We start from the raw sequence: 12,891 nt of genomic DNA on the forward strand, positions 1-12,891 counted from the left end.
ACCAATGCTGAAAGTTATGTTACCATTTGTTCTTATCTTTTTTCTTGTCATTGCGATGTATATTGCTTATCAAAAGAGAAAAAAGTCTGGGATAAAAGGATTGAAAAGTGCGGTAACTTCTATTTGCTTCTTTTCACTTGCAATCTTAAATATGTTTGCATATTGGTTTCATTTTGGCGGTGCTTTTACTTGGTTATTTTCAATTGTATTATTGCTAGTTGGTGCATATTTTACTAAATATATTCCAATATCTAAAAAGGTACATTAAAGTTTATAAGAGTTAAATATAATGTTTACTTTGTTTTGAAAAGAGATTATTCTACTAAATTGTTGTGAAACGGTTTCATAGGATAATCTCTTTTGTTTAGTTTTGGAAAGAACGTACTGTGATTTTTAGTTGCTCAATAAATTCTCGAGTTGCAGCACACATATATTTATCTTTTCTATAAATTAGCCCTATTTCAATTATTGGAGTAGGGTTTTCTATTTTAATAGCTTGAATGTTTTTATTTTGTAAAAAGTCTATATATGGTTTGGGTAACACTGTAATTCCCATTTCTTTGGAAACCATTTGGATTAAAGATTCCATCGTACTAATTTCTAAAATTGGCCTTGGTTTAAAGTTTAACTTTTGACAATGAGATGTAATTAGTTCGGTTAAAAAGAAATTTTTAGGTAAAAGAATTAAAGGGTAGTTCTGTAATTCAGCAATAGATACATGATTACGTTCAGCTAATCGATGACCAGTGGGCACGACCAATGTAAGATCGCTTTTGTATAGAGGGATGGAGATAATCTCTTTATCTTGCACCGGGAGAAATGTAATTCCAATATCTAGTTCGTTTTGTAATAATTTTTCACGAATATCTCCTGTACGAAGCCCTAATACAGAAAGCTCTATATTAGGATATAAATTATTAAAATTTAAAATAGCTGGTGGTAGTAAATAATTTACGACGGTTAACAAAGCCCCTATTGTTAAGGAACCTTGCTGTAATCCGTTTAGGTCTTGAATAGCTGAACGAGCTTGTTCGACTTCATGAAAAATGGTTTTACTATGTGATAATAAAATCTTCCCTGCTTCAGTTAATGATATTTTTTTACCAATTCGATCGAAAAGTGGCATTCCTACTTCATGCTCTAATGCACGTATTTGTTGACTTAGTGAAGGCTGTGAAATATTTAATTTTTCAGCCGCTTTTGTGAAATGTAATTCTTTTGAAACAGCTAAAAAGTATTCAAGTTGTCGTAATTCGATTGGAATCACCTCAAGTATAATGATAGGTTATACCTATCATTATTATATAAATAATTGAATTGAACAATGATTTTAGAGGTTTTATAATCATCTTTATGTAACAGAGAGGGTTGTAAAAATTAATCGAGAGAAAATACATGTAACACCTTTAAAGGAGGAAATAGAATGGCTAATGAATATCAATTATTATCTTTAAATATAGGATTACCAAAAGAGGTTACATACGGCGGAAAAGTAATTCATACAGGCATAAATAAGAAACAAGTAAAGGAACCGGTATATTTATCCTTTGTAAAATTTAATGGGGATGGACAAGCTGACTTAGTTCATCATGGAGGAGTAGATAAAGCAGTTTGTGTTTATACTGGTGATCACTATCCATATTGGGAAAAAGAATTGAATCAAGATTTTGTATATGGGGCTTTCGGAGAAAATATAACAGTTAGTAGTATGCGCGAAGAGGATGTTTGTATTGGTGATACGTTTGAGCTAGGACAGGCAATCGTACAGGTAACACAACCAAGGCAACCTTGTTTTAAATTAGCAAAAAAATATAATATTCCAAAGTTACCACTATATTTTCAAGAAACAGGATATACAGGATTTTATTTTCGTGTATTAAAAGAAGGATGGGTATCATCAGTCGATACCTTAAAAAAACTACAGTCTGATCCAAAAGGTGTTTCAGTAGCGTTTGCTAATCGTATCATGCATAAGGAAAAACAAAATATTGAAGGGGTAAAAAGGATATTAGAAGTAAATGCACTTTCATGTAGTTGGAGAAAGTCTTTTGAAAAGCGTATAAGTGGAGAAGAAATTAATACGAAGGAAAGACTTGAAGGAATAAAAGACTAAAAATATTTTATTATAAATAGTGTATTTCTATTAGTAAAAGCTAATTAGAAAGCGCTATTTTTGTATAATAAACTAATTAATATCCAGAAATCTTAATATCGTTTTATTCGACTTATTTTCAAATAGTCAAAACATAAAATTAATTAGACTTTTTTTTTATGTTTTGTGATAGTATATTGATTGGTAAGACCTCTATTTTTAAGAGTAGGTCATATAAGTATATCTAATTTAATGGAATTTAACATTTGGAGGTACAACATGGGGAATGTTGAAAAATTGGCAAGTCTTCTAATAGAAGAACCGAAAAGAGAGCAGTTATTTCCTTTATTTGAAGAAGTGTTTGGAATTACAACTCAAACATTGAATGATTTTTCGGATAAAGGATATTGGGATGATACATATAAAGCTTTATCATTTTTACAAGAAGATAAAGTGATTGCAAATGTTGCGGCATTTTCACTCCCATTATTAATTAATGGTGAAAAAATAAATGCAGCGGGTATTCAATCAGTAATGACACACCCTAATTTTCGTAGACAAGGGTTAATGACACAATTAATGGGTAAAATGATAGAAGAAATCGATAAGAAATGTGAATGTGCATTATTGTTTACGGAAAACCCTGAACTATATACAGCATTTGGATTTAAAGTTGTGCAGGAATATTTGATGACTATACCATATGATAAAAATATTAATAATAACGATTCACTACTTAAAAAGTTAGATTACTATAATATAGAGAATAGACAGTTAATACATGAAACTATTGATAGTAGCCAAAGACTTTCAAATAGTTTTTCAACTTTAAACTTCCATCCTTCATTTTATTTGAATATGTATGATTCGGAATGGAATGAGAAATTGTATTATTCAGAGAAACTAGATGCTCTAATCGTTTATGAAGTAGAAAATGAAAAGTTGAAATTATTTGGAGTATTTGCGCCAGTACTTCCGGTTTTAGATGAATTATGTGGAGAAATCAATGAAAGGTTTACGGAAATCGAATTTTATTTTTCTCCGGATCAATTAGGGGTTGAGGATGTACAGTTTACAGAAGTACAGTCTAGCAAGTATTTAATGGTTCGAAGTGATAAAGAGTTAGATTTTAAAGGTTATAAATTCCCAGTATTAGCGGAGTTTTAAATGTCTATATAAATGCTTTATTATGGAGGAGCTATGAATATATCGTATATACCAGAACATATTGAGCAACTCACTATAATGAATGTACCTGAATACTATAAAATTAATGATAATCATGCGTTTATTGTCCGTTCGAAAGCAGAAACTGATTTTTGGCTTAAAACACATTATGGTTTTGAAGTAATGAATGGTCATGTATTTTATAATGAGATGATGACAGACTTTCAAGCTGAAGTTCAGTTACGTATGAATCCAAATTCAAAATTCGATCAAGCAGGTCTTTTTGTTATGATTTCGGAGAACTGTTGGCTAAAAACATCTTTAGAATATATCCCTGAAGGGCCATCTCACTTAGGTGCTGTCGTAACGAATAATGGATATTCTGACTGGTCAACGCAAGATTATCCAACTGAAGCAGCTAAGCAACAACTTCGTTTTCGAATTATTCGAAAAAGCGGTGATTATACAATATATGTGAAAAAGGGTCATCAATGGGAACAAATAAGAATCGCTCATTTAATGGAGGATATAGGGAAGGAGCCTGTTAAAATAGGTTTTTACACGTGTAGTCCTTCTAAAAATAAGGGATTTGAGACTGAGTTTTTACATTTTACAATTGAAGAAATATAGATGAAAAACCGTATTCTTTTCATTAAGAATGCGGTTTTTGTATTTATATAATATAAAGCACATTTATTGACTAGAAAGTCATTAATACTTATCATTTAATAATGTTAAATATTAATTTACATAATATAATAGAAGTAATAAAGAAATTACAAAATATATAGCTTAAATAAGGAAGGATATGAATTATTCAGTGGTAATTTCATGGAAAAAGGAGATTATGTATGAAATCATTTCGTAAGTTATTACAGTATTTAAAACCATACATGTTCTTCGCTATTATTGGGCCGCTATTTATGGTACTTGAGGTTGCGATGGACTTAATTCAACCGACTATTATGCAACATATCATTGATGTTGGGATTGCAAATCGGGATTTAAATTATGTAATAAAAATGGGGCTTCTTATGATAGGAGCAGCAGCACTCGGTTTAGTTGGAGGGCTTGGGTGTATGATGTATTCTACAAAAGCAGCTGTTAATTTCGCTACAGACATACGAAAAGATGTGTTTGCGAAAATAGAAACATTTTCTAGTAATAATCGGGACTCATTTGGAACAGGTAAATTATTAACGATCGTGACAAATGATATCACTTCCATTCAATCGGCAATGACGATGACATTACGTGTTCTCGTTCGTGGTCCACTGTTATTTATCGGAAGTATAATTATTGTTTTTGTAACAGCGCGAGAGTTATTTCCAATATTACTTGTAGTTGTTCCGATTTTATTACTTGCGATTATTTTAATTGCAAGTAAAGCAAGTGGTACATTTAAAAAGGTGCAAGAGGCATTAGACAAAGTGAATACAAAGCTACAAGAAAATTTATCTGGTGTGCGTGTTATAAAAGCGTATGTAAGACAAAAATACGAAATCGCTCAATTTGGAAATGTAAATACAAATTTAACGAAGATAAATATTCGAGCTGTGCAACTTATTTCTTTAATGATGCCAATCATTATGCTAGTTGTAAGTGGCGGGATTGTCGCAACATTATGGATTGGTGGAGAAAAAGTATTCGATGGAACGCTTCAAGTAGGAGCGATTTTGGCATTTATTAATTACTTGAATATCATTTTAATGTCACTTATGTCGATTAGCATGGTATTTATTCAAATTGCGCGAGCTTTTCCATCTGCGGATCGTGTACAGCAAGTGTTAAATACCGAGGTTGATATTATAAGCGAAGCGAATGCGATCGAACCTGAGAAAATTGAAGGAAATATCGAATTTAAAAATGTTAGTTATAGCTATACGAAAAATAATGAATACGTTTTAAAAGATATTTCGTTTAGCATACAAAAAGGTGAAAAAGTAGGGATTATTGGATCAACTGGAAGTGGTAAATCTACCTTAGCGAAACTGTTACCACGTCTATATGATGTGGATCATGGTGAAATATGTATAGATGGAATAGATGTTAAAAAATATGATTTGCAAAAACTCCGTGCTTCAATAGGGTTTGTACCTCAGAAGGCGTTGTTGTTCTCAGGCAGTATAGAAGAAAATTTACGTTATGGTAAAGAAGATGCAACACATGACGAGCTGGAAGTAGCAGCTGCATCAGCTTGTGCGACTGAGTTTATCAATAAGCTCGAAGAATCTTATCAATATAATTTAACACAAGGCGCGACAAATCTATCAGGTGGACAAAAACAACGTGTATCAATTGCAAGGGCACTTGTGAGAAAGCCACCGATTCTCATATTAGATGATTCTACATCAGCAGTTGATGCAAAATCAGAGGCTACTATTCAAATAGCTTTAAAAACAAAATATAAAGGCACAACAACTTTATTAATTGCGTCTAAAATTTCTTCCATAATGGATGCGGATAAAATACTTGTATTAGATAATGGTGAATTAGTTGGCAATGGTACACATGAACAATTGTTAGAACAAAGTGAGGTTTATCAGGAAATTTATCTTTCCCAAGGTGGTAATTTAGATAAAGAAGGTGGGGAAGAACATGCGTAATTTTCAAGGGCAATTTGCTAATAAAGGTGGACGAAACACCCCAAAGATGGGAAAAGCTAAAAATGCTCAAGGAACTGTAATGCGGGTATGGAACTATATGGGCTATCAAAAAGCTGCTCTTATGTTTGTTATATTTCTAGTCGTTGTTACTACATTACTTGGATTATTAGGTCCCTATTTTATGGGAGTTATTATAGATCAATATATTGTACCGAAAGATTTAAGTGGTACAGCAAGAATGTGTATGTTACTTATCGCGATTTATGGTGTAACTGTACTTTTAACATGGTTACAAACGTTTGTCATGATTAACGTTGCATTAAAAACAATTCAAAAAATACGACAAGATATTTTTGAGAAAATCCAAACGCTTTCTTTACGGTTCTTTGATGTGCGTTCTCAAGGTGATTTAATGAGCCGTGTGACAAATGATATAGATAATTTGAATCAAGCTTTGACACAAAGCGTTGTACAAATTATTTCATCAGCATTAACTTTTATAGGTGTAACGATTGCAATGTTCGCCTTAAATTGGATTTTAGCAATTGTAACTTTAATTACAGTACCTATTATGTTTTACGTTACAAAAAAACTAGTTGCATATAGTGGTAAAAACTTTGCGAAGCGTCAAAAAGATTTAGGTGAATTAAATGGATTTATTGAGGAAGCAATTACAGGTGCGGATGTTACAACGTTGTACGGAAAAGAAAAAGAAACTGTACAAAATTTCAATAAAATTAATGAACAGCTAAGAGTTTCAGCTACGAAGGCTGATACATTTTCAGCTTTTATTTTTCCAAGTATGAACTTTATTAATAATTTAGGTATGGGCCTTGTCATTGGGACTGGATCAGTTATGGTCTTAAACGGAATGACAACAGTAGGAGTTATTGCGGCTTTTATTAATTATTCTCGTCAATTCTCAAGACCGCTAAGTCAATTTGCGACTTTAATGAATACAATTCAAGCGGCAGTTGCTGGTGGAGAACGTGTTTTTGAAATTATGGATGAGGTACCAGAAATTCAAAATAAAAAAGACGCATTCGTTGTACAAAATTTACAAGGGCATGTTGCACTTGAGAATGTTTCATTTGGCTACGCAGAAAATAAAACGATTTTAAAAGAAGTGAGTCTTAAAGCGCAGCCAGGAGAGACAATTGCTTTAGTTGGTCCGACTGGATCAGGGAAAACAACAATCATTAATTTGTTAACTCGCTTTTACGATATACAGCAAGGACAAATTCATATTGATGGAAAAGATATAAAAGATTATGATATTAATTCTTTACGAAGTAAAATAGGAGTAGTTTTACAGGATACGTATTTATTTGCTGGTTCGATTATGGATAATATCCGTTATGGACGCTTAGATGCTAGTGATGAAGAAGTTATCACTGCAGCTAAGGCAGCATCTGCACATTCTTTTATTAAGCATTTGCCAAATCAATATGAAACAGAAATTGCTTCAGAAGGATCGAATTTAAGTCAAGGACAAAAACAACTTCTTGCGATTGCACGAGCAATTTTAGCAGATGCAGATATATTAATTCTCGATGAAGCGACATCAAATATTGATACAAGAACAGAATTACAAATACAAGCAGGACTAAATAATTTAATGAGAGGTCGCACAAGTTTTGTGATCGCTCATCGACTTAAAACAATTGAAAAAGCAGATCAAATTCTTGTTATAAAAGATGGAAATATTTTAGAAAGAGGGAATCATGAATCTCTCATGGAAGATAAAGGGTTTTATTTTGATTTGTATACGAGTCAGTTTAAAATTTAATATAAAAAATGAGGTTTCTCTAGAAAAGAGAAGCCTCATTTTTTATATTTGTAAATTTTATGAATCACTTTTCTAACCCAATTAATTATCCGACCTGAAAAATACTTATACTTGCAGATACATTTGTTAAAGAGCCACCATCACTATTTGAGAGAGTGATAGTACCTGCTGAAGAGGTGTTATTTATTAAAGTCAAGGTTGAAGGAACAATTGTTACGGTAAAAGCAGCAGTACCTTGATTGATTGTATGTGGTGACCCCGTACCAAAACGCCCACCTGGAATTGGTGTACCATTTAGTTCGAGGGAGAATTGGTTTTCGCGAGAAGCTTGTAATTGAAACTCTGCTACATATGTTCCTAGTGTATTAATTATAATATTTCCAGTACCTGTGATGTGACTAAGAGCAGTTCCTGTTATAGGTCCATTTGTGTTAAAAGTAACACTACTTCCCACTGCGATTGATTGGTTAGTAGTATCAAAAACATATAGATAGTTTGTTAATCCTACACTAGCCGCCCCGGTAGGCCCGGTGGAACCGGTAGAGCCAGTATGTCCAGTAGCCCCAGTAGGCCCGGTGGAACCAGTGGAACCAGTGAAACCGGTGAAACCAATGGAGCCAGTAGCCCCGGTAGGTCCAGTGGAGCCAGTAAGTCCAGTGGAACCAGTAGAACCAGTAGAACCAGTAGAACCGGTAGGCCCAGTAGCCCCAGTGGAACCGGTAGAGCCAGTAGCCCCAGTAGGTCCAGTGGAACCGTTAGAACCGGTAGTCCCGGTAGGTCCAGTGGAACCAGTGGAACCAGTAGAACCAGTAGAACCAGTAGAACCAGTAGAACCGGTAGAACCGGTAGAACCGGTAGGCCCAGTAGCCCCAGTGGAACCGGTAGAGCCAGTAGGTCCAGTAGGTCCAGTGGAACCGTTAGAACCAGTAGGCCCAGTAGTCCCGGTAGAGCCAGTGTGTCCAGTGGAGCCAGTAGAGCCAGTAGAACCAGTAGAACCGGTAGGCCCAGTAGGTCCAGTAGGTCCAGTAGGAGAATGTGGGAGAATAATACGGTTAATATCTAAAAGTGAAAAGTTAATGAACATATCTTTGTTTTGATAATCTATCGAAATCACCTCACTAGCATGTTTAAAGAAATAGTAAAGTAATAATTTTTATAGGTATTTCATTTCTATATTATTAATGCAACTTATTTTGGAAACAGTAAATAGCTATCATGACTATAGGGTATTAATTTTTAACCTAAATTTTAATAAAACCTTTATTAAAGATAAAGAGCGCTTTTAAAGGCGCTCTGAGACAAGTTTCATGTTGAAAAAGGGAATTGAGGATATTATGTGCATACTGTTTTAGAATGTTGTAAATTTTTAATTAAAAATAAAAAAATCTTATAAAAATTTAAAATCTGTATTATTAGATAGTTACCATACAATAAAATATGCTTGTTTGATATAAATGTGTGTCAAATTTACCAAAATATATTTTGGCATACATAAGAAAATTAAAATACTTTTTTAGCAAATAATAGCGGCTTCAGTGACAGATGGTAGAAATAATTTACGTGGTATTGTAATAATCTCAAGCGCAATTTGCGTTGAATATAGGAGTATTTGATTTAAATCTAAAGCGAGTGTTAAAAGTATTATGAAGCTTGTAAGAATTACAAAACTACCCCAAAAAAAACTTTTTGAAGTGTTTCGGAAATCTTTTATTAAGGAAAAGAAAGAAAAAGATGCGGTAACAATAAGAATGAAAAATTTATACTTATCAGACATTATAACCCTCCCAAAGAACAGTAGTTTATATTATACTGTATTTTTCAATATTATTATAAAAAGATTTTAAAGTGAATAATAAGAAAAAATAAAGCCATAACTTAAAACATTAGTTTAGGTTCTATTATTTGAATTCTTTGTTTTAGAAGGTATATAATCTGAAATTTAAAATTTTCCAAATGAATTACCATTTTTTATTTCTGATCCAACATCAGGTGCTCAATGAAATGGTATGAAAGATTATAGGCTGGTGATACGATATTAAATAAGAGGAATCTGCGTGCAGCGAGAGTCCTAGCTCGGATTTCTACTAGAGAAACATATTTAGTTGGAGTTGGTATGTTAATAAAAAACGGATGGATGTGGAAACTAAATATTCATGACATTAAGGATAAAGGTCGGGAAATATAATTTGGTATTCTGGGAATAACCGGAGGTCCGTAGTTAAAGTTGCATAGAATTTGTATTTTGTTTCTAATTTTTCAATTGTTGTTAAGTGATGAGAACCTAGTCCACGCTGTACACTGTGTTGAGAAAGAGTCGGTCCAATTTGTAATTTTCGTTTTTTCATTGCATCGTTCCATGGACTATAAAAAAATTTAAAAATAAAAGCAGGTTCTATGTAAATGCTATAAGGATAATGCGAACCATGTCTTCCGACTCTATAGTTCCCGTGCGAATTATTGTGAATTAATCTACCGTTAAGATATAGTTGATTTGGATTAGGGTGAATTATTATGCCATGATAACGTTGTTTAACAAGCGGAGAACTATATCTTGGATTAGTGTAGTCATGAGTCGGTTCATCAATCATCATAATCATTCTTATGGAAAACATATTGCCGCCCATAGTGTTAAGTGATTTAAAAAATTGTTCTTTATTATAACAGCATAGGAATTCTGTCGTATTTAATACCATTTTCCATCCTGTAAGTTCTCTTTCAATTTCCATAACTTCTTGATCAACTAAATAAGCATCAAATTCGAGTGATTTTGAGTTTCGTATTTCCCAATTAGGAGCGAATATTTTACAGATTTCAACTGACCGATCAGTGGATCCACGGTTAATAAGAATGCCGTGATCAAATAGCTTTGTATGGTGCATTAACCACCATGGAAGTAAATATTCTTCATTGTAAAAATGAGAAATTAGAGTAGTCTTAATCAAAATCACCTCCGTATTTAACCTGCTTCTTATTTAATATGATATGGAAGGAAACCTATTGTTAGAAGGTTTCCACTTAAAAGTTTTAAAACATATAGGGTATGTGGATAGATTAGTATATAAAGTAGTCTGATTGATGAAGAGTGGTATTAAAAAGTGCAAAATCTAAAATGAGCATTGAATTAGTGTATAACGATTGAAACGGCACTGAAAACTAATAAAACGGCCATAATGATGTTAAATAATTGGTTATGTTTCACTAATAATTTTTGGAATGTTGAACCAAATAAACTCCAACTAAATGTACTCATTAAACCGACTACACCTAAAAATAATGAAAAAAGTATAAAACTTGAATATGAATTGTAGTAAGGGATTATGAAAGTCGATACTACAGTCAGTCCGAATAATATCCCTTTAGGATTAACGAATTGAAGAGAAATCCCCACTGTGAATAAATTTTTATTATCTTTTTCACCGGGATTCGTACTGCTTTTACTAGTAAGTATTTTAATAGCTAAATATAACATATACGCTACACCTAAAATTTTTAAAGGGAATTCGATTATGGGTAAGATATTAAGTAGTACAACATTAAAGAAACTACATAAAGAAGTGAGGATGAAAAAACCGAAAGATACTCCAAAGCAAAACTTCATGCTCTGTTTTAATCCGTGTTGATTTGCGTATGTCATCGCTAAAAAATTGTTAGGGCCGGGTGTGAAGCTACTTATAAAAACAAATAATAAAAAAGAAAATATAGGCATGTGAAAACCCCCTAATCATTTGTGTATGTTATAATGATCAAAAAGAACAATATAAAGTATGCTTTTTATTATACAAAATGGTCGTTATATTGTATATAGTATGGGAGTGTTTTTTTATGGAAGAAATTCAACTAATACTGGCGAAAAATTTAAAAACTATAAGAGAAAAAGAAAAATTAAGTTTGGAAAAAGTTGCCCAATTAACAGGTGTGAGTAAAACGATGATTGGACAAATTGAAAGAGGCGAATCAAGCCCGACACTAACAACAATATGGAAGATTGCAAATGGCTTGAAAGTTTCTTTTACCTCTTTAATCAACAATCCTCAGCCTGATACGAAAGTGATCTTAAGAAAAGATATTCAAGCATTGTCTGAAGACAATGGAAAATATAAAGTGTATCCTTCTTTTCCTTTTCAAGATGATAGACATTTTGAAATGTATACAGTAGAAATAGAAACAGAAGGGAAATTAAGTTCAGAAGGGCATAAAGAAGGCGCAGAAGAATTTATTACGGTATTTGAAGGTGAATTGACAGTAGAAGTGAATAACTGTCAATATACATTAAATAGTGGAGATTCAATTCGTTTTAAGGCCGATAGATCACACTCTTATCATAATTTAGGAGAATCTTTGACTCGATTAAGCATGACAATTTATTATCCAACTGCATGAGTGTGCATTTATAGTAACAAAAGATAAAACCATCTATAAGAGATGGTTTTTATTTTTTATCACTCACAAAAAAAGACACTCATCTGAGTGTCAACATAGTATTGCTCTCGCGTATAGGATTGGAGTATGTTTCTCAAATACGTATTGAGATGGTTCGTAAAAGAGAAACTGTTTTCATATTTAATGTAACATCGGTGGAAGTCAGTGTAAATTGATAATATATATACGGAAAATTTAGTATAGATAGTTTCTACTATGAATATAGTGCAATTTGTTCTTTAATGCGTCATCACTTTTATGAAATAATTGGGAAATTTTTGTTATGACAGACTTAGTATTTAATAATGTTTATTAGAAAAAGAATGAATCATTTTTTAATCGATTCGTATAATTGTTAGAGAGGCACCTGTTGAACCACCTCCAACCAAATTAACGATGGATAATACGCCGAATAATTGAAGTGAAATTGTATTACCGGCAATTAAATTAGTAATTAAATTATTATTATAATTTGAAGTTGATATAGCGGGAGAAAAAATAGAACCAGGAAGTGGAGTAGAAGCGTTTAATAGTAGTCTTGTTCCAGCGAGTAGAGCAGTTGTCGTATTAACTTGATAGGTTAAATAATATCTTCCGGTTACAGGAATTGTAAATATATCGTTTGAGGCGTTAACTGTAAAATTACCGAGGCTTTGGTTATTAGAAAGAGGAATATTAGTTCCACCTAATATCACAGAGATGGGACCACCTAATGTATTATTAGCGAACATAGAGTTTGTTGTAACTATTGACCCAGTACTTCCGGTAGGTCCAGTACTTCCGGTAGGTCCAGTACTTCCGGTAGGTCCAGTACTTCC

13 protein-coding genes are annotated in these 12,891 nt (G+C 32.7%); 7 read left to right on the plus strand and 6 right to left on the minus strand.

What is annotated here, in order from left to right; all coding sequences use genetic code 11:
• The first annotated feature begins 4 nt into the window (after positions 1–4).
• Positions 5–268, plus strand: a complete 264-nt coding sequence (locus tag MR107_RS15875) for a hypothetical protein (protein WP_000921859.1) — start codon at positions 5–7, stop codon at positions 266–268.
• A gap of 96 nt (positions 269–364) precedes the next feature.
• Here the strand turns inward: MR107_RS15875 and MR107_RS15880 are convergent, their stop codons facing one another.
• On the minus strand, positions 365–1,267 hold the full coding sequence (locus tag MR107_RS15880; RefSeq protein ID WP_000612237.1) for a LysR family transcriptional regulator: 903 nt from the start codon (positions 1,265–1,267) through the stop codon (positions 365–367).
• 156 nt (positions 1,268–1,423) lie between these two features.
• On the opposite strand from MR107_RS15880, the gene MR107_RS15885 reads away from it, so the two are divergent.
• The 5 genes from MR107_RS15885 to MR107_RS15905 all read left to right on the plus strand — a co-directional run bounded on the left by MR107_RS15885 (position 1,424) and on the right by MR107_RS15905 (position 7,654).
• A complete protein-coding gene (locus MR107_RS15885) occupies positions 1,424–2,113 on the plus strand; it encodes an MOSC domain-containing protein (RefSeq protein WP_001262993.1) in 690 nt (229 codons plus the stop codon).
• A 258-nt stretch (positions 2,114–2,371) separates the two neighbouring features.
• Positions 2,372–3,259, plus strand: a complete 888-nt coding sequence (locus tag MR107_RS15890; protein WP_000528673.1) for a GNAT family N-acetyltransferase — start codon at positions 2,372–2,374, stop codon at positions 3,257–3,259.
• A gap of 33 nt (positions 3,260–3,292) precedes the next feature.
• On the plus strand, positions 3,293–3,889 hold the full coding sequence (locus MR107_RS15895) for a DUF1349 domain-containing protein (protein WP_001027675.1): 597 nt from the start codon (positions 3,293–3,295) through the stop codon (positions 3,887–3,889).
• A gap of 221 nt (positions 3,890–4,110) precedes the next feature.
• Entirely contained in the window at positions 4,111–5,865 is a 1,755-nt protein-coding gene (locus MR107_RS15900; protein ID WP_000834774.1) for an ABC transporter ATP-binding protein, read from the plus strand.
• Positions 5,858–7,654, plus strand: coding sequence for an ABC transporter ATP-binding protein (locus MR107_RS15905; RefSeq protein ID WP_098128087.1), 1,797 nt, complete (start codon positions 5,858–5,860; stop codon positions 7,652–7,654). Before MR107_RS15900 ends, MR107_RS15905 begins: the two co-directional genes overlap by 8 nt.
• 85 nt (positions 7,655–7,739) lie before the next feature.
• Here MR107_RS15905 and MR107_RS31990 read toward each other — a convergent pair whose 3' ends face one another.
• From MR107_RS31990 to MR107_RS15930, 4 genes are all read right to left on the minus strand, one after another.
• Complete coding sequence (locus MR107_RS31990; RefSeq protein ID WP_472926405.1) at positions 7,740–8,738, minus strand: collagen-like domain-containing protein; 999 nt, start codon at positions 8,736–8,738, stop codon at positions 7,740–7,742.
• A gap of 429 nt (positions 8,739–9,167) precedes the next feature.
• Entirely contained in the window at positions 9,168–9,428 is a 261-nt protein-coding gene (locus MR107_RS15920) for a hypothetical protein (protein WP_048657278.1), read from the minus strand.
• A 385-nt stretch (positions 9,429–9,813) separates the two neighbouring features.
• A complete protein-coding gene (locus MR107_RS15925; RefSeq protein ID WP_211478113.1) occupies positions 9,814–10,596 on the minus strand; it encodes a glycosyltransferase family 2 protein in 783 nt (260 codons plus the stop codon).
• A gap of 179 nt (positions 10,597–10,775) precedes the next feature.
• Positions 10,776–11,360 carry a LysE family transporter gene (locus tag MR107_RS15930; RefSeq protein WP_242292513.1) on the minus strand — a complete coding sequence of 195 codons (585 nt, stop codon included), beginning with the start codon at positions 11,358–11,360 and terminating at the stop codon, positions 10,776–10,778.
• Positions 11,361–11,476: 116 nt separating this feature from the next.
• On the opposite strand from MR107_RS15930, the gene MR107_RS15935 reads away from it, so the two are divergent.
• Entirely contained in the window at positions 11,477–12,034 is a 558-nt protein-coding gene (locus tag MR107_RS15935; protein WP_048657281.1) for a helix-turn-helix domain-containing protein, read from the plus strand.
• A gap of 374 nt (positions 12,035–12,408) precedes the next feature.
• Here MR107_RS15935 and MR107_RS15940 read toward each other — a convergent pair.
• On the minus strand, positions 12,409–12,891 hold a 483-nt coding region (locus tag MR107_RS15940), incomplete at its 5' end, for a BclA C-terminal domain-containing protein (RefSeq protein ID WP_242292514.1).

Source organism: Bacillus cereus group sp. BfR-BA-01441 (assembly GCF_022663075.1).
In the GTDB taxonomy this organism is placed as follows: domain Bacteria; phylum Bacillota; class Bacilli; order Bacillales; family Bacillaceae_G; genus Bacillus_A; species Bacillus_A cereus.